The sequence below is a fragment of the Xanthomonas bonasiae genome, from assembly GCF_014836395.1.
In the GTDB taxonomy this organism is placed as follows: Bacteria; Pseudomonadota; Gammaproteobacteria; order Xanthomonadales; family Xanthomonadaceae; genus Xanthomonas_A; species Xanthomonas_A bonasiae.
This window is the reverse complement of sequence record NZ_JACSQX010000006.1, coordinates 71,181-90,811: the sequence shown is the minus strand read 5'-3', so window position 1 is coordinate 90,811 and position 19,631 is coordinate 71,181. Positions and strand designations below refer to the sequence as shown.

The following is a 19,631-nucleotide window of genomic DNA, read 5'->3' as shown; positions in this document are numbered from 1 at the left end:
GTAACGTCCGTCACCCAAGAGGACGGACATGAAGAAAAGCAGACTCACCACCGAGCAGATCATCGGATTCATCAAACAAGGCGGCGCGGGCGTGGCCGTTGCCGAGTTATCACGTCAGTACGGCTTCAGCCCGACCAGCTTCTACCAATGGCGGCCAAAATACGGCGGCATGGAGGCCGAAAACGCCAAGCACCTGAAGAACCTGGAGACGGAGAACCAGCGGCTCAAACGACTGCTGGCCGAAGCGCATCTGGACATCGAAGCGCTGAAGGTCGGTTTCGGGGTAAAACGCTAGCAACGCAGCGTAAGCGCGAGGCAATCCGGTGCATGCGTGAGCTGACTGTGATCAGCGAGTGCCGGGCTTGCCGCCTTGCGGGGCTCTCTCGCGATGCTTTCCGCCATGAACCTGAGCCGGCGCCGGCCACGCAAGCGCTGTCGGCCCGTCTGGTCGAACTGGCACAGACCTACCGCCGCTTCGGCTATCGCCGCCTGCACGATCTGCTGCGCCCGGAGTTTCCGCCCTTGAACCAAAAGAAGGTTTACAGCTCGAAACCAAGTTGAAGATACGCAAGCGCCGCAAGGCCAAGCGTCCAGTCAATGAACGCCAGAAAACTTGGGGCGGCCTGCCTGCATGCCAAACGATACCTGGAGCATGGACTTCGTCTTTGATGGATTGGCCAATGGCCGCCACATCAAGTGCCTGACTGTGGTCGATAATTTCACCCGCGAGAGCGTGGAATTGCGGTTGACCACGGTATCAGCGGCGCCTATGTGGTGCGTCTGCTGGACCAGGCGGCCTGCTTTCGCGGCTACCCACGTGCCGGGCGGACCTACAATGGCCCCGAGTTCACCAGCCGCGCCTTCGTCGCCTGCGCGCAACGGCACGGCATTGAACACACCCTGATCAAGCCGGAGGCTCCCACGCAGAACGCCTACATCGAAAGCTTCAACGGCAAGTTCCGCGACGAGTGCCTCAACGAGCATTGGTTCACGTCGTTGCCACAAGCACGAGACGTGGTGACCGACTGGCGACACTACTACTACGAGATCAGGCCACATAGCAGTTGTGGCCGCATCCCGCTGGCACAGTTCGCCACCAACTACCGTGCACAAAAAAGCCAACAACGCAGTACCCTTCTACCTTGGGCTTTGTTAGTAACTACTGGTACGCATCACGGGGGCAGGTAAGTGCCATCTTAATCGCTTGCCCCTCGTTTACCACGGCATATGCAGGGGGAGTCCCTGCTTTAAAGTGGCTCGGTTCCTTGGCGGGTAGGACATTCACTGCCGCACGCGACGCCGCGTTACCACCGATGATGGCCGCGCACTACCTGAGCTAACAGACGATGGGCGCGTACGCAGGCGCCTGCGATGATGCAAGCTTGGCCCGCATTCGCCGTTCCGCCCAAGCCATCCGACAAGGTTCCCGATGCCCTGCATCCTGATCATCGACGACAACCCCGCCGTCGCCACCGCGCTGGAAGTGCTGTTCTCGCTGCACGACATCGAGACGGTGCATGCGGACAGCCCGGATGCCGGGCTGCAGCGCCTGGCCGAGGGCGATATCGACCTGGTGCTGCAGGACATGAACTTCACCGCCGACACCACCTCGGGCGAGGAAGGCGTGGCGCTGTTCGATGCGATCCGCGTGCGCCATCCGGACCTGCCGGTGATCCTGCTGACCGCCTGGACCCAGCTCAGCAGCGCGGTGGAACTGGTCAAGGCCGGCGCCGCCGACTACCTGGCCAAGCCCTGGGACGACCGCAAACTGCTGACCACGGTCAACAACCTGCTGGAGCTGTCCGAAGCGCGGCGCGAACTGGAACGGCGCCGCGACGGCGAACGCCGCCATCGCCAGCAGCTGGCGCAGCGCTACGACCTGCGCGGCGCGGTGTTCGCCGATCCGGCCAGCGAACGCGCCATCGCCCTGGCCTGCCAGGTCGCGCGCTCGGAACTGCCGGTGCTGATCACCGGCCCCAACGGCAGCGGCAAGGAGAAGATCGCCGAGATCGTCCAGGCCAATTCGCCGATGCGGCAGGGCCCGTTCGTGGCGCTGAACTGCGGCGCGATTCCGGCCGAGCTGATCGAAGCGGAATTGTTCGGCGCCGAGGCCGGCGCCTACACCGGCGCCAACAAGGTCCGCGAAGGCAAGTTCGAGGCCGCCGACGGCGGCACCCTGTTCCTGGACGAGATCGGCAACCTGTCGCTGGCCGGGCAGATGAAACTGCTGCGCGTGCTGGAAACCGGGCGCTTCGAACGGCTGGGCTCCAACCGCGAGCGCCAGGTCAAGGTGCGGGTGATCAGCGCCACCAATGCCGACCTGACCACGATGATCCGCGAAGGCAGCTTCCGCGAGGATCTGTACTACCGGCTCAACGCGGTGGAACTGTCGCTGCCGGCGCTGGCCGACCGACCCGGCGACATCCTGCCGCTGGCCGAACACTTCCTGTCCGGCGCCAAGGCGCTGTCGGCCGGTGCCGCGCAGGCGCTGCAGCGGCACGCCTGGCCCGGCAACGTGCGCGAGCTGCGCAACGTCGTCCAGCGCGCCGAACTGCTGGCCGGCGGTCGCGTGATCGAGGCCGCCGACCTCAACCTGCCCAAGCCCGCAGCGCAGCGTCCGGCGCCCGGCGCCGAACCGGACCGCGAGCGCATCGTCGCGGTGCTCGGCCGCGCCAACGGCGTCATCGCCCAGGCCGCGGCCGAATTGGGGATGAGCCGGCAGGCGCTGTACCGGCGCATGGACCGCTACGGAATCCCGCGCGAATGAAACTGCGCCGCTCGTTCACCGTCGGCCTGTTCCTGCGCCTGCTGCCGGTGCTGGCGCTGGCCGCGGCGATGCCGTGGCTGCTGGCGTACTGGATGGACCGCGGCTGGGAAGTGGTGACCTTCTCGGCGCTGTTGCTGCTGGCGCTGATGTGGTGGACGCTGCGCCGCGCCACCGCGCCGATGCGCTCGCTGTTCCGCGCCCTGGCCGGCACCGTCAGCAGCTACCGCGACGGCGAATACAACTTCGGCGTGCACTGGCGCGGCGACGACGAACTGGGCGAGATGGTCGCCGCGCACCGGCAGCTGGGCGAGATCCTGCGCGAGCAACGCCAGGGCCTGGCGCAGCGCGAACTGATGCTCGACACCATGGTGCAGAACACGCCGGTGGCGATGCTGCTGACCTCCAACGGCGGCGACGGCCTGCGCCGCGTGGTGTTCTCCAACCTGGCCGCGCGCAAGCTGCTGCACGGCGGCTGGAAGCTGGAAGGCCAGCGCCTGGACGACCTGCTGCTGGGCATGCCGCCGGCGCTGCGCGAGGCCGTGGCGCGCGGCGGCGACAGCCTGTTCACCATCGACGACGACGAGGATCCGGAAGAGGAGCAGGTCTATCACCTGTCGCGGCGCCGCTTCCGTCTCAACGGCCGCCCGCACGAACTGCTGCTGATCCGCCTGCTCACCGCCGAACTGCGCCGCCAGGAAGTGCATACCTGGAAGAAGGTGATCCGGGTGATCAGCCACGAATTGAACAACTCGCTGGCGCCGATCGCCTCGCTGGCGCACTCCGGCGCCGAGCTGGTGCGGCGGCAGAAGGTGGAGCGGCTGGAGGAAGTCTTCGGCACCATCGAAGAGCGCGCGCGGCACCTGGAAGGCTTCATCCGCGGCTACGCGCGCTTCGCCAAGCTGCCGCAGCCGCAGTTGCAGACCGTGCACTGGGCGCAGTTCCTGAGTGGGCTGCAGCAGCAGATCCCGTTCGCGCTGGAACTGGAAGCGCCCGACCTGCACAGCCGGGTCGACCCGGCGCAGCTGCAGCAGGCGCTGCTGAACCTGGTCAAGAACGCGCACGAGTCCAGTCCCGAGGGCCTGGCGCCGGCCGACAGCGTGCGCATCCGCGTCTCCACCCGCCCCGAATGGCTGCGCATCGAGGTGCTGGACCGCGGCAGCGGCATGAACGAAGCGGTGCTGCACAACGCGCTGATGCCGTTCTATTCGACCAAGCGCAACGGCACCGGCCTGGGCCTGGCGCTGACCCGCGAGATCGTCGAAGCGCACGGCGGCCGCCTGTCGCTGCAGAACCGCGACGAAGGCGGGCTGTGCGTGGCGGTGCAGTTGCCGCTGGCGTCGGCGGGCTGATGACGCCTCACGCATCCCTGTAGGAGCGGCTTCAGCCGCGACAGACATTTCCGGTAGAACCTGTCGCGGCTGAAGCCGCTCCTACAAGGGTGCACACGTGCTCAATCGTGTCCGGTGCCGCTCTCGACGATGCGCGGCGTCGGCGCCGGCCGTGGCGCTGGCGGGAATCGCGCCGGAGTGGCGGTGCCGTTGCCGCTGGCATCGGCGAGCTAGCGCATTTCGATCCAGGCAATGCCACGTGATGTTGCCACTGTAGGAGCGACTTCAGTCGCGACGGGCTCTACCGGTAACGCCCGTCGCGACTGGAGTCGCTCCCACAAATTCCCTCATCGCGCTGCACGCAGCAGATTCGCCGTTGCGTCCCCCCAGTTCTACTCGTGCACGGTGCCGCTCTCGACGATGCGCGGCGTGCCCAGCGCGCCGCAGGCGTCGTCGGCTCCGGTCGTGGCGGTCGCGGGTATCGCGCCGTAATAGCCGGCGCCGACCGTGTTGTCGACGAAGCGCCCGCCCTGCGACGGACATTCGCCCTGCTCCGGATCGAACCAGTCGGAGAACGCGGCGTACTTGCCGGCGCGCACGAAATGGTTGCCGCGCACCTGGGTATCGTCGGACGCATCGCGGGTGCGCACCACGTCGCCGTTGACGTCGGTGAAACTGTTGCCCTCGACGGTATTGCCGGTCGAATGCCGCGCCAGATACAGCGCATGGATGTAGCCGGAGGTTTCCTTGCTGTTCTCGATCGCGCTGAACTGATTGTCGGCGATGACGTTGTCGCGCGAGTTCTGCAAGCGGATCGCCGCATACGAGTACGCCGGATCGCCCTGGCCGTGGATGCCGCCGATGCGGGTGAAGCGCATGCCGCGGATCTCGTTGCCGGCGTTGCCGTCGGCGGCCGCGTTGCTGCTGCCCAGATCCATCGCCATCCAGTAGTCGCTGACCTCCAGGCCGACGAACTGCAGCTGGGTGCGCTGGTTGCCGCCGCCGCGCAGGGTGAACCAGGTGCCGCCGCCGCGTCCGTCGAAGTGCGGCATCGTGCCTGCACCGGAGGCGGCGACGATGCGCAGCGGCGCGCCGTTGCGGAACGTCCAGCGTACCGACTGGCCCAGATAGGTCCCGGGCGCGACCACGATTTCCACCGCGGCCGGCGGCGGCTGCGCCAGCAACCGTTGCTGCGCGGCGCTCAATGTCTTCAAGGCGGTCGCGGCGCTGGTCCCGGCCGCGGCATCGTCGCCGTCGGGCGCCAGGTACAGGCGGAAGGTCTGCGCGTGCACGACGCTCGCCGCCACCAGCAACACCAGGACCCACCAGCGCATGCGTCGTACCGACATCGAACACCTCCATGGAGCGTTGCGACGCTGGCGCCGGATCCGGCCAGCCGCGCCACCTTAGCGCGGCTCCGCGCGTGCGGCTGCGATGCCTGTCACGCGCCGCCCGGCGCGCGCTGGCGGCTATTTCTTCTTCGGCCGCTTCCAGTCTTCATGCGTCGCCTGCCGCGCCCGCGCCACGGTGAGCTGGCCGGCCGGCGCGTCGCGCGTGATCACCGACCCGGCGCCGATGGTCGCGCCGGCACCGATCGTCAGCGGCGCCACCAGCGCGCTGTTGGAGCCGACGAAGACGTCGTCGCCGATCGTGGTCTGCGACTTGTTCACGCCGTCGTAGTTGCAGGTGATGGTGCCGGCGCCGATGTTGACCCCGCTGCCGATCGTCGCATCGCCCAGATAACTCAGATGATTGGCCTTGCTGCCGACGCCGAGCACCGCCTTCTTGGTCTCGACGAAGTTGCCGATGTGCACGCCGTCGGCCAGCACCGTGCCCGGCCGCAGCCGCGCGAACGGGCCGATCATCACCGCGCCCTCGGTGACCACGCCTTCCAGGTCGCAGTGCGCGCGCACTTCGGTACCCGGCCCCAGCACCACGTCCTTAAGCCGCACGAACGGGCCGATGCTGACCCCGTCGCCCAGTTCCACCTCGCCTTCCAGCACCACGTTCACGTCGATGCACACGTCGCGGCCCACGCGCACGCGGCCGCGCTGGTCCAGCCGGTTCGGATCGAGCAGGTGCGCCCCCTGCTCGCACAGCGCACGCGCCGCGCGCAGCTGCCAGGCGCGCTCCAGCTGCGCCAGCTGCCACGGGTCGTTGGCGCCCTCGGCCTCGATCGGATCGGCCACCAGCACCATCTCCGCCGGGGTGAATTCGGCGGCGGCGGCGGCGAACACGTCGGTCAGGTAATACTCGCCCTGCGCGTTGTCGCTGCGCAATTGCGCCAGCCAGCGCTTGAGCGCGGTGGATTCGGCGGTGACGATGCCGGTGTTGATGGCGCGGATGCGGCGTTGATCGTCGTCGGCATCCTTATGCTCCACGATCGCCGCGACCTTGCCTTCCGCGTCGCGCACGATGCGGCCGTAGCCGCTGGGGTCGTCGGGTTCGGCCACCAGCACCGCCAGCCGCCCCGGCGAGTGCAGCAGGCGCAACAAGGTGTCGGCGCGGATCAGCGGCACGTCGCCGTACAGCACCAGCACGGTGGCCGCATCCGGCACCTCGGCCATTGCCTGCTGCACCGCATGTCCGGTGCCCAGCTGCTGCGCCTGCTCGGCCCACAGCAGATCCGGCTGGTCGCCGAAGGCCGCGCGCACCGCGTCGCCGCCATGGCCGTAGACCACATGGATCGCCGCCGGCTGCAACTGGCGCGCGGTGTCGATCACGTGGGCCAGCATCGGCCGGCCGGCGATGGGTTGCAGCACCTTGGGCTTGGCGGACTTCATCCGCTTGCCCGCGCCGGCGGCAAGGATCACGACGTGCAGGGGCAGGCTCATGGGGAAGTTCCATTCCGGGTCAGACGGGGATTTTAGAGGCAGCTGCGGCTGCGTGCCGCAACGTCGCGACGCTGCGGCATTTACATCTGCGTGGCAGACGCTAGCATGCGCGCTTGATCCCAACCCAGGGCTTCCATGAGTCTACTGCGCCAGGGCAGTCAATTCGTCGTGATCGGACTGCTGCAACTGCTGATCGACTGGAGCGTGTTCGTCGCGGCGACCGCCGCCGGCATGCCGCCGATCCCGGCCAACGTGCTCGGCCGCGTGTGCGGCGCCCTGCTTGGCTTCTGGCTCAACGGCCGCATCACCTTCGCCAGCGGCGACGGCGCGCGCCTGGGCTGGCAGCGGTTCGGCCGCTTCATGGCGATGTGGATCCTGATGACCCTGCTCAGCACCTGGCTGGTGGCGCTGTGCGTGGACGCGCTGGGCCTGCGCCTGGCCTGGCTGGCCAAGCTGGTGGTCGAAGGCCTGCTGGCGGTGCTGTCGTTCTTCGTGGGGCGGCACGTGGTGTACCGCTAGGCGCAGCACGCAACACGCCCCTGTAGGAGCGGCTTCAGCCGCCCCTACAAAAAAAAGCCGCTGCGCATGGCGCGGCCCGCGCGCCCTCGACCGCGCAGGCCGCATGCCCGTGCAATCGGGACGACTGCGCCCCGCTCGCCTCGCTCAGTGGCAGAAATCGCCCAGGCTGCGCACCAGCGCGGTGCGATGGACCTGGTCCAGCTGCCAGCGCAGCGCATAGGCCTCGGCCGCGCGCGCGGTCGCCGCGGGACACTCCGGCGCCTGCCGCGCCGCGGCGCTGGCCTGCAGGGCGTCCAGCATTTCGCCCTGCAGCTGGTCCAGCCGCGCACGCAGCGCGGTCAGGTCCGGACGCGGCTGGTCGGGGGCGCGGCCGCGCAGCCGCCAGCGATCCAGCAACTGGTATTGCACCAGCTTGTTGGACTCGATCTGCATGCCGAAGAAGCGCGCCGCATCGTCCGCATCCACGCCGTGCGCCGGCGCCTGCTCGCGCACGCTGGCCAGCACCGCGGCTTCGCGCGTGGCGTCCAGCACCGGCTTGCCGCTGTCCCATTTGCTCAGCGCCACCTGGTCGCCGATCGCGTTGCGCTCGACGATGCGGTCGAGCAGCGGTTCCAGCGGCGTGGCGCTGCGCGCGGGCATCGAGCAGCCCAGCATGGCAGTGCCGGCCAGCAGCGCGCTCAGCACGCGCGGGAGTGTGGCAGCGACGGAAGCGGTCATCGGGTCTCTCCTGAAAAACCGTCTGCGTGGGGGAATGAATCCGCAGATCGGGCGGCCATCTTGCCGAAGCCGGAGGACGTTTTCATTGCATCGCGCCGCGCCTGGCACGCGCCGGCGCCGCCGAGTCAGCGGCGATAAAGCCTGCGCCGTGCGCCGCGTCACTGTTGCGGCGATGCCGGCGCTACGCGCGAGACGGCAGCTGCGCTCCTCGCCGCTGCGAAACGGCACGGCGTACAGCGGACGTGGCCCACAAACGAAAAACGCCGGCAGTCGCCGGCGTCTTCGTCGCATGCCTGCGCCAGACGGCGCGCGCCGCGAGACTCAGTGCTTGAGGTTCTTGCGCAGACGTTCCAGCGCCTGCAGCTGCGCGGTGACTTCCGCCAGCTTGGCCTGCGCCTCGGCCACGTCGATGCCCTCGCCGCGGTTGGCCAGCATGCGCTCGGCGTCTTCCTTGGCCTTGCGCACCGACGCCTCGTCGATGTCCTGCGCGCGGATCGCGGTGTCGGCCAGGATGGTCACCACCTGTGGCTGCACCTCGAGGATGCCGCCGGAAATGGCGAAATCCAGCTGCTCGCCGCTGGCGGTGGTGACCACCACCTTGCCGGGCTTGAGCCGGGTGATCAGCGGCGCGTGCTTGGGCGCGATGCCCAGCTCGCCCAGCTCGCCGGTGGCGACCACCAGGGTCGCTTCACCGTGGTAGATCTCATGCTCGGCGCTGACGATGTCGCAACGGATGGTGCTCATGGTTACCTCGCTGGCGCGAGGCGGGATTGGGGATTGGGGATTCGGGATTGGTCAAAGCGGTGTCACCGCCTTCTCCTCCATTCGAATCCATCAAACCCGACACCCGCCTTTGCGTATCCCTAATCCCGAATGCCGAATCCCGGCTGTTACGCCTTCTCGGCCATCTTCTTGGCCTTCTCGACCGCTTCTTCGATGCTGCCGACCATGTAGAACGCCTGCTCCGGCAGGTGGTCGTACTCGCCTTCGACGATGCCCTTGAAGCCGCGGATGGTGTCCTTCAGCGACACGTACTTGCCCGGCGAGCCGGTGAACACTTCGGCCACGTGGAACGGCTGGCTGAAGAAGCGCTCGATCTTGCGCGCGCGCGACACCGACTGCTTGTCCTCTTCGGACAGCTCGTCCATGCCCAGGATCGCGATGATGTCCTTCAGTTCCTTGTACTTCTGCAGGGTCATCTGCACGCGGCGGGCGGTGTCGTAGTGCTCGTGCCCGATCACGTTCGGATCCATCATGCGCGAGGTCGAATCCAGCGGATCCACCGCCGGGTAGATACCCAGCGAGGCGATGCTGCGCGACAGCGCGACGGTCGAGTCGAGGTGGGCGAAGGTGGTCGCCGGCGACGGGTCGGTGTAGTCGTCCGCGGGCACGTACACGGCCTGGATCGAGGTGATCGAGCCGGTCTTGGTCGAGGTGATGCGCTCCTGCAGCACGCCCATTTCCTCGGCCAGGGTCGGCTGGTAGCCCACCGCCGACGGCATGCGGCCCAGCAGCGCCGACACTTCGGTACCGGCCAGGGTGTAGCGGTAGATGTTGTCGACGAACAGCAGCACGTCCTTGCCCTTGCCGTTCTCGTCCTTCTCGTCGCGGAAGTACTCGGCCATGGTCAGGCCGGTCAGCGCCACGCGCAGACGGTTACCCGGCGGCTCGTTCATCTGGCCGTACACCATCGCGACCTTGTCCAGGACGTTGGAGTCCTTCATCTCGTGGTAGAAGTCGTTGCCCTCGCGGGTACGCTCGCCCACGCCGGCGAACACGGACAGACCCGAGTGCGCCTTGGCGATGTTGTTGATCAGTTCCATCATGTTGACGGTCTTGCCGACGCCGGCGCCGCCGAACAGGCCGACCTTGCCGCCCTTGGCGAACGGGCACATCAGGTCGATGACCTTGATGCCGGTTTCCAGCAGCTCGGTGGCCGAGGACTGGTCTTCGTAGCTCGGCGCGGCGCGGTGGATTTCCCAATGGTCGGTGGCCTGCACGTCGCCGGCCTCGTCGATCGGGCGGCCCAGCACGTCCATGATCCGGCCCAGCGTGCCCGGGCCGACCGGCACCGAGATCGCGCGGCCGGTATTGGTCGCCAGCAGGTTGCGCTTGAGGCCGTCGGTGGAACCGAGCGCGATGGTGCGCACGATGCCGTCGCCCAGCTGCTGCTGGACTTCCAGCGTGATGGCCGTGCCCTCGACCTTCAGTGCGTCGTAAATCTTCGGCACATCGGCACGCGCGAATTCGACGTCGACGACCGCGCCGATGATCTGAACGATCTTGCCCTGACTCATTTGGATAACTCCACTAATGTCTATGCGAATCTGGTGTCGGGAATGGGGAAAGGGGAATCGGGAATGGGAAGATCAAGCGCTGCTGCTTCGACCATTCCCGTTTCTCCATTCCCCATTCCCGGCTACACAGCGGCCGCGCCGCCGACGATCTCGGAAATTTCCTGGGTAATCGCCGCCTGGCGCGCCTTGTTGTAGATCAGCTGCAAGGTGCTGATCAGCTTGTTGGCGTTGTCGCTGGCCGCCTTCATCGCGACCATGCGCGCGGCATGCTCGGAGGCCACGTTCTCCAGCACCGCCTGGTACACCAGCGACTCGATGTAGCGCGTCATCACGTGCTCCAGCACGGTCGCGGCATCGGGTTCGTACAGGTAGTCCCAGTCGTGGTGCGCGACCTGGTTCTCCGCCGCCGGCAGCGGCAGCAGCTGGTCGAAGCTGGCCTTCTGCGTCATCGTGTTCACGAAGCGGTTGTAGACCAGGTAGACGCGGTCGACCTTGCCCTCGGTGAACGCATCCAGCATCACCTTGATCACGCCGATCAGCTGTTCCAGCTGCGGCACGTCGCCGAGGTGGCTGACGCTGCCGACCATGTCGACCTTGAGCCGGCGGAAGAACACCGAGGCCTTCTGGCCGATGGTGACCACGTCGATGCCGGCGCCCTTGTCCTGCCACTGGCGCACTTCGCCCAGCATCTTGCGGAACAGGTTGTTGTTGAGGCCGCCGGCCAGGCCGCGATCGGAGGAGATCACGATGTAGCCGACGCGCTTGACCGCGTCGCGCTGCACCAGGAACGGATGCGTGTAGTCGGTGCTGGCCTGCGCCAGATGCCCGATCACCTGCTTCATCGCCTGCGCGTACGGGCGCGAGGTCTTCATCCGATCCTGCGCCTTGCGGATCTTGGAGGCCGAGACCATCTCGAGCGCGCGCGTCACCTTGCGGGTGTTCTGCACGCTCTTGATCTTGGTTTTGATTTCGCGTCCGCCTGCCATTTCTCGCTCGCTCTGCTCGCTTCGTGGGAATGGGGAATGGAGAATCGGGAATGGGCAAACGCCCGGATCCCGCTCCTACGATTCCCTATTCTCGATTCCCGATTCCCTGCAGCTGGATTACCAGCTGCCCGTGGTCTTGAACTCGCCGATGCCCTTCTTGAACGCCGCTTCGATCTCGCCGTTCCAGTCGCCGCTGTCGTTGACCTTGGCGATCAGCTCGCCGGCGGTGTTGGCGAAGTGCGCGTGCAGGCCTTCCTCGAACGCGCCGATCTTGTTGACCGGCACGTCGTCCAGGAAGCCTTCGTTGACCGCGTAGATCGACAGCGCCTGGTTGGCGATGGACATCGGCAGGTACTGCTTCTGCTTCATCAGCTCGGTGACGCGCTGGCCGCGCTCGAGCTGCTTGCGGGTGGCTTCGTCCAGGTCCGAGGCGAACTGCGCGAACGCTGCCAGCTCGCGGTACTGCGCCAGCGAGATGCGGATGCCGCCGGAGAGCTTCTTGATGATCTTGGTCTGCGCGGCGCCGCCGACGCGCGACACCGAGATGCCGGCGTTCACCGCCGGACGGATGCCGGCGTTGAACAGGTCGGTTTCCAGGAAGATCTGGCCGTCGGTGATCGAGATCACGTTGGTCGGCACGAACGCGGACACGTCGCCGGCCTGGGTTTCGATGATCGGCAGCGCGGTCAGCGAACCGGTCTTGCCCTTCACTTCGCCGTTGGTGAACTTCTCCACGTAGTCCTCGGACACGCGCGCGGCGCGCTCCAGCAGGCGGCTGTGCAGGTAGAACACGTCGCCCGGATACGCTTCGCGGCCCGGCGGGCGCTTCAGCAGCAGCGAGATCTGGCGGTAGGCCACGGCCTGCTTGGACAGATCGTCGTACACGATCAGCGCGTCTTCGCCGCGGTCCATGAAGTACTCGCCCATGGTGCAGCCGGCGTAGGCGCTGATGTACTGCATCGCCGCCGATTCGGAGGCGGTCGCGGCGACCACGATGGTGTGCGCCAGCGCGCCGTTCTCTTCCAGCTTGCGCACGATGTTGGCCACGGTCGAGGCCTTCTGCCCGATCGCCACGTACACGCACTTGATGCCGGTGGTCTTCTGGTTGATCACCGCATCGATCGCCAGCGCGGTCTTGCCGGTCTGGCGGTCGCCGATGACCAGCTCGCGCTGGCCGCGGCCGATCGGGATCATCGCGTCGACCGACTTGTAGCCGGTCTGCACCGGCTGGTCGACCGACTTGCGCCAGATCACGCCCGGCGCCACGCGCTCCACCGGCGCGGTCTGCGAGGTGCCCAGCGGGCCCTTGCCGTCGATCGGCTCGCCCAGCGCGTTGACCACGCGGCCGAGCAGTTCCTTGCCCACCGGCACTTCCAGGATGCGGCCGGTGGTCTTGGCCACGTCGCCTTCGCGCAGGTTCTCGTAGTCGCCGAGCACCACGGCGCCGACCGAGTCGCGCTCCAGGTTCAGCGCCAGGGCGTAGGTCTCGTTCGGCAGTTCGATCATTTCGCCCTGCATCACGTCGGCCAGGCCGAAGATGCGCACGATGCCGTCGGACACGCTGGTGACCGTGCCTTCGTTGCGCGACTCCGCAGTCAGCTTGACCTGCTCGATGCGGTTCTTGATCAGTTCGCTGATTTCGGAGGGATTGAGCGTGGTTGCCATCTTGGTTTCCTTCGGATCGTCCACCGCGCGAAGGCGGATGGCGACGTGTGGTTAGCTTCTTTGAGAATCGGGAATGGGGAATCGGGAATCGCTGGTGGCGTCGCCGCCGGGCCGGGTTCTCTCTTCTCTATTCGCCATTCCCGCTTCTTAGTGGGCCAGTGCGGATTGCAGGCGCGACAGCTTGCCTTTCAGCGAACCGTCGATGACCACGTCGCCGGCGTCGATCACCGCGCCGCCGATCAGCGAAGCGTCCACCGCCGTGGTGATCTCGACCTCGCGGCCGAAGCGCTGCTTCAACGCCACCTTCAACGAGGCCACCTCCGCGTCGCTCAGTTGGGTGGCCGAGGTCACGTTGGCCTTGACCACGCATTCGGCCTCGGCACGCAGCTGATCGTACAGCCCGGCGATCTCGGGCAGCAGCGGCAGCCGCTGCCCTTCGGCCAGCAGGCTGAGGAAGCGCGCGTACTGCTCGTCGGCCACCTGCGGCGCCAGCAGCGCCACCGCCTGCTCGCGCTGCAGCTGCGGGTTGTGCAGCAACGCCGCCACGCGCGGATCGGCGGCGACCTGGGCGGAGAACGCCAAGGCCTGCGACCAGGGCGCGAGCTTGCCGGCATCGCTGGCCGCGGCGAACGCGGCGCGGGCATACGGACGCGCCAGTGTGAGGGCCTGGCTCATCTCAGATCTCCGCCGCCAGCTCGTCGAGCAGCGCCTTGTGGGCGTTGGCGTCGATTTCGCGCTTGAGCAGCTTTTCCGCACCGCTCACCGCCAGCAGCGACACCTGGCGACGCAGGTCCTCGCGCGCACGGTTGGCCGCGGCGTCGATCTCGGCCTGGGCCAGATCCTTCTGCCGGTTGGCCTCGGCGATCGCCTCGTTCTTGGCCGCTTCGACGATCTGGTTGGCGCGCGCGTGGGCCTGATCGATGATCTCGTTGGCCTTGACGCGTGCGTCTTTCAGCGCTTCGTTGACCTTTTCCTGCGCCTGCGCCAGATCCTTCTGGCTGCGATCGGCGGCGGCGAGGCCTTCGGCGATCTTCTGTTGGCGCTCTTCGATGGCCTGCATCAGCGGCGGCCAGATCTTGGTCGCGACGATCCAGATCAGACCGGCAAACGCCAGCGCCTGGGCAAAGAGGGTGAGACCGATATTCATTGGGTACGCTCAGCCAAAGTGACGGGGTGGACGCGCCGCCATCGCGGCGGGCGCGTCCGAACCTTCATCCGCAGCGGGGCGGCCGCATCGCTGCGACCGTCCGCCGGTGCTACTGGATCAGCCGCCCTGCGGCAGGCGCGACACGAACTCGCCGATCATCGGGTTGGCGAACGCGAACAGCAGGCCGACCGCGACGCTGATGATGAACGCGGCGTCGATCAGGCCGGCGGTGATGAACATGCGCACCTGCAGCACCGGGATCAGTTCCGGCTGGCGCGCGGCCGATTCCAGGAACTTGCCGGCCATGATGGCCAGACCGAGGCCGGCACCCAGCGCGGCCAGGCCGATCATGATGCCGACGGCGAGGACGGTGGAGCTCTGGACTTGGGCGAGGTTGGTCAGGACGGCGAAGTACATGGTTTTCTCCGAGAACTAAAGTTGCTTGAGGATGGTGAATCGAACGAAGGGTTGCTTAAAACGCGTGAAGCAGAAACGTCAGTGGCTGTCTTCCGCCAGGCTCAGATACACGATGGACAGCATCATGAAGATGAAGGCCTGCAGCGGGATCACCAGCAGGTGGAACAGCATCCAGCCGAAGCCGAACGCGCCGCCGGCCAGTGCGCCGACGATGCCGGCACCGCCCAGCACCCAGATCAGCAGGAACACGATCTCGCCGCCGAACATGTTGCCGAACAGTCGCATCGCCAGGGAGATCGGCTTGCTCAGCCACTCGACGATATTGAGGATCAGGTTGAACGGCAGCATCCACTTGCCGAACGGGGCGGTCAGGAATTCCTTGGTCATCCCGCCCACGCCCTTGGAGCGCAGCGAGAAGAAGATCATCAGGAAGAACACGCTGATCGACATGCCCAGGGTGGCGTTGACGTCGGCGGTGGGCACCGGCTTCCAGTAGTGCACGCCGGCCCAGCTCAGCGGGATCGCGATGAAGTCCGCCGGGATCATCTTGATGAGGTTCATCATCAGGATCCAGAAGAACAGGGTGATCGCGATCGGGGTCACCAGCTTGCTGGTGCCGTGGTAGGTGTCCTTGGCCTGGCGGTCGACGAACTCCAGCAGGATCTCCACGAACGCCTGCCACTTGCCCGGCACGCCAGCGGTGGCCTTGCGCGTGGCGATCCAGAAGCCGAACACCATCAGCAGGCCGGACAGCACCGACATGACCAGGGTATCGACGTGCACCTGCCAGAACCCGCCCTCCTGCACCTGGAAGGTGAGGTTTTGCAGGTGGTGCTGGATGTAGGAGGTAGGGGTTGCTTCCTCGCCCGCCATGAGTCCTGAGCCTTTATCGTGATTCGATCAACGTCTGGCCAGAGCCAGAACCTGGAACATCAGCCCGGTGGCGATACCCGCCAACAGGGCCAGAGGAGGCAGCCGCCACCAGGCAAAGCCCAGCGCGAGTACCGCGAATACCAACACCCACTTCAGCACCATGGCCACGATCAACCGCGCCATCGCCGCACCAGCCGCCTGCACGCCGCCGCTCAACGCGGTGCGTGCCGCCAGCCATCCTCCCGCCACCGTCGCCAGCCCGGTTGCGGCAGCGCCCATGGCGTACTTCGGCCCCAGCAGCAGGAACGCCAGGGAAACCACGGCCACCGCCACCAGCGGGTAAATCGCTGCGCGCAGCATCAGCCGCCGACCCGCATCAACGGAGTTCAGCACAGAAAATCCTGCAGTTGGTGGTGGGTTGAGGACGTCTTCGCGTCCATCGAGCCGCGGAATTATAGCAATGGGACAATTTGCGAGACAACCGCCAAAGGTCGCGGCCGTCCCCGGATCCAGCCAAGCCGCCAACGATAGCACGTCGCGGACCCGCACCGCGGCCCGCATTGATGCATCGCAACAGGGATTTGCGTGGGAACTTTTCCTCCCGCCTCCGGTCCGATCATGCAGGGACTGCGCCCATCCTCGTCGATTTGCAGCGCGGACCCATGGAGCCCCGGGCGACCGGGGCTCTTCTTTTTGCCTGCGATTCCGTGACCGATGCCACCTCCATACCTTCACGGATGGTGGACACGGTTTTAAGGATAGTTGCGGCACGCGGTGGCGCTCGCCATCGGCGCATCCATCCCCAGATGACGGAGCTTCGCCCCCTATGAAACATTTGCTCGCCCTTGCGTTGCCGTGCGCGCTCGCCGCCGCCTACGCCCTTCCCGCCCACGCCGCCGACACCGACGACCGCTTTACCATCCGCCTCGGCGCGATGAACGTGGACAACGACAACACCCTGCGCGGCAACACCACCATCGCCGGCAACGAGATCTCCGGTTCGCAGGACTTCGACTTCGGCGGCAAGGAATGGGAGCCGCGCGTGGACGGCGTGTTCCGCATCAGCACCCGCCAGCGCCTGATCTTCGACTACTTCAAGTACGACAAGGACCGCCGCGAGGAACTGGGCGAGAACCTCAGCTACGACGGCGTCACCGTGCCGGCCGGCAGCTTCGTCAAGGGCGAGATGAAGTACCAGGTGGCCAGCCTGGTGTACGACTACTCGGTGATCGACACCCCGCAGTTCAGCATGGGCCTGCAGATCGGCGCCGAGTGGGCCAAGGTCCAGGCCAATGCCTACGCCGACCTGGGCGACCTGTATTCGGGCACCTTCATCGACGAGAGCGAAGACGGCGCCGCGCCGGTGGTCGGCCTGCGCTTCACCGCGCAGCCGAACGAGCATTGGCTGTTCAGCGTGCAGGGCCAGTACGTCAACACCAAGTGGGGCGATTTCGGCAAGTACGACGGCGACCTGAGCCGCGCCAATGCCATCGCCGAGTACCGCTTCACCAAGAACTTCGGCATCTTCGCCGGCTACGACTGGTTCAAGCTGGACGTGGACCGCGAGACCGACTCCAACTCCGCCTCGCTGACCAATGTCGGCCTGAAGCAGGAGTTCAAGGGCCCGGTGGCCGGTGTGACCTTCGCGTTCTGATTCCTTCGGGACTCGGACTCGGGACTCGCAAAGAGCTTCAACGCAAACCCCCGCAGCGATGCGGGGGTTTGTCGTTTATGGGGCCGGTTGGCAGGCGGTCGAATCCTGCGGTGGCCTGGACGACGATGCCGGCGCGGGTGCGGCGGACACCGCTCACGGCGGCTTGGCCACGCCCGCCACCAGCAGGTGCCGGTGAATCTCGCAGTAGCACTCGTCGTGCCAACCGTAGTGTGGATCGCGGCACACCGAATGGCGTACCGCCGCGGGCAGGCTGCCCACGGCGCTGCGCAGATCGTGCCGCAAGGCCACGAACACCGAGCCGGGCTCGGGCCAGTCGGTCCGATGCGGCGGCTCCTGCATGCGGTTGCCCTGGCCCAGCTCGCGCTCCAGCAGCGCCTGCAGTTCGGAACACAACGACCGCGTGTGCATCGCATTCTCCGCAATCGCGGCGCGGTGCCGCGCAGACAGGACGACGCCCCGCGAACGGGGCGTCGTCGGCGTCGCGCGTGCGCCAGCCGCTTACTTCTTCTTCGGGATGTACAGGTCGGTGATGGTGCCGTCGTAGACCTCGGCGGCCATGCCGACCGACTCGCTCAGGGTCGGATGCGCGTGGATGGTGTGGCCGATGTCCTCGGCCTCCGCGCCCATCTCGATCGCCAGGCCGATCTCGGCCAGCAGGTCGCCGGCATGCACGCCGACGATGGCGCCGCCGACGATGCGGTGCGTGTCCTCGTCGAAGATCAGCTTGGTGAAGCCCTCGGTGCGGCCGATGCCGATGGCGCGGCCGCTGGCCGCCCACGGGAACTTGGCCACGCCCACCTTCAGGCCCTTGGCCTTGGCCTCGGTCTCGGTGACGCCGACCCAGGCGATTTCCGGGTTGGTGTAGGCCACCGACGGGATCACCCGCGCCACCCACTCCTTCTTCTCGCCCGCCGCCACTTCCGCGGCCAGCTTGCCCTCGTGGGTGGCCTTGTGCGCCAGCATCGGATTGCCGACGATGTCGCCGATGGCGAAGATGTGCGGCACGTTGCTGCGCATCTGCCGGTCGACCGGGATGAAGCCGCGCTCGGTGACGTTCACCCCGGCCTTCTCCGCGCCGATCTTCTTGCCGTTCGGCGAACGGCCCACCGCGACCAGCACGCGGTCGTAGCTGGTCGCGCCCAGCGCCGGCTGCTCGCCTTCGGCCGCGGCCTCGAACGACACGGTGATGCCCTTCTTGTCGGCCTTGACCTCGGTGGCCTTGGTCTTCAGGTAGACCTCCACGCCCTGCTTCTTCAGCCGGTCGGCCAGCGGCTTGACCAGGTCCTTGTCGGCGCCCGGCATCAGCTGGTCCATGAACTCGACCACGGTGACCTTGCTGCCCAGCGCGCTGTACACGGTGGCCATTTCCAGGCCGATGATGCCGCCGCCGACCACCAGTAGGGTCTTGGGGATCTCCTGCAGTTCCAGCGCGTCGGTGGAGTCCATGACCCGCTTGTCGTCCCACGGGAAGTTGGGCAGCTTCACCGCCTGCGAACCGGCGGCGATGATGCACTGCTCGAAACGCAGCAACTGGGTCTTGCCGTCGGCGCCGACGATCTCCAGCTCGTTGGGCGACACGAACGACGCCACGCCGGTGACGGTGCGCACCTTGCGCTGCTTGGCCATGCTGGCCAGGCCGCCGGTGAGCTTGCCGACCACGTTTTCCTTGTACGCGCGCAGCTTGTCCAGGGCGATCTTGGGAGCGCTGAAGGTCACGCCGAAGTCGCCGGCATGGGCCACCTCGTCGATCACCGCGGCCGCGTGCAGCAGCGCCTTGGACGGAATGCAGCCGACGTTGAGGCAGACACCGCCGAGGCTGGCGTAGCGCTCGATCAGCACCGTGTCCAGGCCCAGGTCGGCGGCGCGGAACGCGGCGGTGTAGCCGCCGGGGCCGGCGCCGAGCACCACCATCTTGCATTCGATGTCGGCCGGCTTGCCGCTGGCCAGCGCCGGCTTGGGCGCCGGCGGCTCGGCCGGGGCGCGATGCGACGGCGCCACCGGCGGCTTGCTGGCCGGCGCCTCGGCCTTGGCCGGTGCGGGCGCGGCGGCCGGCGCGGCGCCGGCGTCCTCGGTCTCCAGCAGCGCGATCACCGCGCCCTCGGACAGGACGTCGCCGAGCTTGACCTTCAGCTCCTTGATCACGCCGGCCGCCGCCGACGGCACTTCCAGCGTGGCCTTGTCCGACTCCAGGGTCAGCAAGCCCTGGTCCTTCTTCACCGTGTCGCCGACCGCGACCAGCACTTCGATGACCGGAACCTCGCTGTAGTCGCCGATATCCGGGACCTTGACCTCAATGACCGCCATGCAGCTTCTCCTGTGGCCCGGCCGGCGCGCCGGCGGGCGATTGCAGTTCTACGGCGGCGCCGACGGCAAGACCCAGTTGCTGCGTTTCGAGCAGTGCATCAT

18 protein-coding genes and 1 pseudogene are annotated in these 19,631 nt (G+C 67.0%); 5 read left to right on the top strand and 14 right to left on the bottom strand.

Going from position 1 to position 19,631, the window contains the following annotated elements:
* Positions 1-28: 28 nt before the first annotated feature.
* The 3 genes and pseudogenes from H9658_RS11065 (at position 29) to H9658_RS11055 (ending at position 4,116) form a co-directional block, all read left to right on the top strand.
* A pseudogene (locus H9658_RS11065) lies at positions 29-1,188 on the top strand (IS3 family transposase).
* 241 nt (positions 1,189-1,429) lie between these two features.
* The gene (locus H9658_RS11060; RefSeq protein ID WP_191825385.1) at positions 1,430-2,767 is read left to right on the top strand and encodes a sigma-54-dependent transcriptional regulator; all 1,338 of its coding nucleotides are present in this window, start codon (positions 1,430-1,432) and stop codon (positions 2,765-2,767) included.
* Positions 2,764-4,116: a sensor histidine kinase gene (locus H9658_RS11055; protein ID WP_191825384.1), complete on the top strand. Its 1,353-nt coding sequence runs from the start codon at positions 2,764-2,766 to the stop codon at positions 4,114-4,116. Before H9658_RS11060 ends, H9658_RS11055 begins: the two co-directional genes overlap by 4 nt.
* A 371-nt stretch (positions 4,117-4,487) precedes the next feature.
* Here the strand turns inward: H9658_RS11055 and H9658_RS11050 are convergent, their stop codons facing one another.
* On the bottom strand, positions 4,488-5,444 hold the full coding sequence (locus H9658_RS11050) for a right-handed parallel beta-helix repeat-containing protein (RefSeq protein WP_191825383.1): 957 nt from the start codon (positions 5,442-5,444) through the stop codon (positions 4,488-4,490).
* 120 nt (positions 5,445-5,564) lie between these two features.
* Entirely contained in the window at positions 5,565-6,929 is a 1,365-nt protein-coding gene (gene glmU, locus H9658_RS11045; protein WP_191825382.1) for a bifunctional UDP-N-acetylglucosamine diphosphorylase/glucosamine-1-phosphate N-acetyltransferase GlmU, read from the bottom strand.
* 135 nt (positions 6,930-7,064) lie between these two features.
* On the opposite strand from glmU, the gene H9658_RS11040 reads away from it, so the two are divergent.
* The gene (locus H9658_RS11040; RefSeq protein ID WP_191825381.1) at positions 7,065-7,448 is read left to right on the top strand and encodes a GtrA family protein; all 384 of its coding nucleotides are present in this window, start codon (positions 7,065-7,067) and stop codon (positions 7,446-7,448) included.
* 144 nt (positions 7,449-7,592) lie between these two features.
* On the opposite strand, the gene H9658_RS11035 is transcribed toward H9658_RS11040, so the two are convergent.
* From H9658_RS11035 to H9658_RS10990, 10 genes are all read right to left on the bottom strand, one after another.
* Positions 7,593-8,165 carry a chorismate mutase gene (locus H9658_RS11035; RefSeq protein WP_191825380.1) on the bottom strand — a complete coding sequence of 191 codons (573 nt, stop codon included), beginning with the start codon at positions 8,163-8,165 and terminating at the stop codon, positions 7,593-7,595.
* Positions 8,166-8,486: 321 nt separating this feature from the next.
* Positions 8,487-8,909 (bottom strand): F0F1 ATP synthase subunit epsilon, encoded by a 423-nt coding sequence (locus H9658_RS11030; RefSeq protein WP_179568760.1) that lies wholly within the window; start codon positions 8,907-8,909, stop codon positions 8,487-8,489.
* A gap of 146 nt (positions 8,910-9,055) precedes the next feature.
* Positions 9,056-10,462, bottom strand: coding sequence for a F0F1 ATP synthase subunit beta (gene atpD, locus H9658_RS11025; protein WP_179568762.1), 1,407 nt, complete (start codon positions 10,460-10,462; stop codon positions 9,056-9,058).
* 122 nt (positions 10,463-10,584) lie between these two features.
* Positions 10,585-11,448, bottom strand: a complete 864-nt coding sequence (gene atpG / locus H9658_RS11020; RefSeq protein ID WP_145705144.1) for a F0F1 ATP synthase subunit gamma — start codon at positions 11,446-11,448, stop codon at positions 10,585-10,587.
* 117 nt (positions 11,449-11,565) lie between these two features.
* Positions 11,566-13,113, bottom strand: a complete 1,548-nt coding sequence (gene atpA / locus H9658_RS11015) for a F0F1 ATP synthase subunit alpha (RefSeq protein WP_179568766.1) — start codon at positions 13,111-13,113, stop codon at positions 11,566-11,568.
* Between the two features lie 147 nt (positions 13,114-13,260).
* Positions 13,261-13,788: a F0F1 ATP synthase subunit delta gene (locus tag H9658_RS11010; RefSeq protein ID WP_179568768.1), complete on the bottom strand. Its 528-nt coding sequence runs from the start codon at positions 13,786-13,788 to the stop codon at positions 13,261-13,263.
* A 1-nt stretch (position 13,789) separates the two neighbouring features.
* Entirely contained in the window at positions 13,790-14,260 is a 471-nt protein-coding gene (locus H9658_RS11005) for a F0F1 ATP synthase subunit B (protein WP_179568770.1), read from the bottom strand.
* A 117-nt stretch (positions 14,261-14,377) separates the two neighbouring features.
* A complete protein-coding gene (gene atpE / locus H9658_RS11000; RefSeq protein ID WP_046978353.1) occupies positions 14,378-14,677 on the bottom strand; it encodes a F0F1 ATP synthase subunit C in 300 nt (99 codons plus the stop codon).
* Between the two features lie 78 nt (positions 14,678-14,755).
* Positions 14,756-15,550 carry a F0F1 ATP synthase subunit A gene (atpB, locus tag H9658_RS10995; protein ID WP_179568772.1) on the bottom strand — a complete coding sequence of 265 codons (795 nt, stop codon included), beginning with the start codon at positions 15,548-15,550 and terminating at the stop codon, positions 14,756-14,758.
* Positions 15,551-15,577: 27 nt separating this feature from the next.
* On the bottom strand, positions 15,578-15,943 hold the full coding sequence (locus H9658_RS10990) for an ATP synthase subunit I (RefSeq protein WP_179568774.1): 366 nt from the start codon (positions 15,941-15,943) through the stop codon (positions 15,578-15,580).
* A 433-nt stretch (positions 15,944-16,376) separates the two neighbouring features.
* Here H9658_RS10990 and H9658_RS10985 point away from each other — a divergent pair, with 433 nt between their 5' ends.
* A complete protein-coding gene (locus H9658_RS10985) occupies positions 16,377-17,204 on the top strand; it encodes a hypothetical protein (protein WP_179568776.1) in 828 nt (275 codons plus the stop codon).
* Positions 17,205-17,357: 153 nt separating this feature from the next.
* Here H9658_RS10985 and H9658_RS10980 read toward each other — a convergent pair whose 3' ends face one another.
* Positions 17,358-17,633, bottom strand: coding sequence for a hypothetical protein (locus H9658_RS10980; protein ID WP_191825379.1), 276 nt, complete (start codon positions 17,631-17,633; stop codon positions 17,358-17,360).
* Between the two features lie 90 nt (positions 17,634-17,723).
* On the bottom strand, positions 17,724-19,529 hold the full coding sequence (gene lpdA / locus H9658_RS10975; RefSeq protein ID WP_191825378.1) for a dihydrolipoyl dehydrogenase: 1,806 nt from the start codon (positions 19,527-19,529) through the stop codon (positions 17,724-17,726).
* Between the last annotated feature and the right edge of the window lie 102 nt (positions 19,530-19,631).

Coding starts and splice junctions, on each gene's coding strand:
- H9658_RS11035 (WP_191825380.1), bottom strand. CDS start 8,165: ATGACCGCTTCCGTCGCTGCCACACTCCCGCGCGTGCTGAGCGCGCTG.
- H9658_RS10985 (WP_179568776.1), top strand. CDS start 16,377: ATGAAACATTTGCTCGCCCTTGCGTTGCCGTGCGCGCTCGCCGCCGCC.
- glmU (WP_191825382.1), bottom strand. CDS start 6,929: ATGAGCCTGCCCCTGCACGTCGTGATCCTTGCCGCCGGCGCGGGCAAG.
- lpdA (WP_191825378.1), bottom strand. CDS start 19,529: ATGGCGGTCATTGAGGTCAAGGTCCCGGATATCGGCGACTACAGCGAG.
- atpG (WP_145705144.1), bottom strand. CDS start 11,448: ATGGCAGGCGGACGCGAAATCAAAACCAAGATCAAGAGCGTGCAGAAC.
- H9658_RS11055 (WP_191825384.1), top strand. CDS start 2,764: ATGAAACTGCGCCGCTCGTTCACCGTCGGCCTGTTCCTGCGCCTGCTG.
- H9658_RS11040 (WP_191825381.1), top strand. CDS start 7,065: ATGAGTCTACTGCGCCAGGGCAGTCAATTCGTCGTGATCGGACTGCTG.
- atpE (WP_046978353.1), bottom strand. CDS start 14,677: ATGTACTTCGCCGTCCTGACCAACCTCGCCCAAGTCCAGAGCTCCACC.
- atpA (WP_179568766.1), bottom strand. CDS start 13,113: ATGGCAACCACGCTCAATCCCTCCGAAATCAGCGAACTGATCAAGAAC.
- H9658_RS11010 (WP_179568768.1), bottom strand. CDS start 13,788: ATGAGCCAGGCCCTCACACTGGCGCGTCCGTATGCCCGCGCCGCGTTC.
- H9658_RS11005 (WP_179568770.1), bottom strand. CDS start 14,260: ATGAATATCGGTCTCACCCTCTTTGCCCAGGCGCTGGCGTTTGCCGGT.
- H9658_RS10980 (WP_191825379.1), bottom strand. CDS start 17,633: ATGCACACGCGGTCGTTGTGTTCCGAACTGCAGGCGCTGCTGGAGCGC.
- H9658_RS11030 (WP_179568760.1), bottom strand. CDS start 8,909: ATGAGCACCATCCGTTGCGACATCGTCAGCGCCGAGCATGAGATCTAC.
- H9658_RS11060 (WP_191825385.1), top strand. CDS start 1,430: ATGCCCTGCATCCTGATCATCGACGACAACCCCGCCGTCGCCACCGCG.
- H9658_RS11050 (WP_191825383.1), bottom strand. CDS start 5,444: ATGTCGGTACGACGCATGCGCTGGTGGGTCCTGGTGTTGCTGGTGGCG.
- atpD (WP_179568762.1), bottom strand. CDS start 10,462: ATGAGTCAGGGCAAGATCGTTCAGATCATCGGCGCGGTCGTCGACGTC.
- atpB (WP_179568772.1), bottom strand. CDS start 15,550: ATGGCGGGCGAGGAAGCAACCCCTACCTCCTACATCCAGCACCACCTG.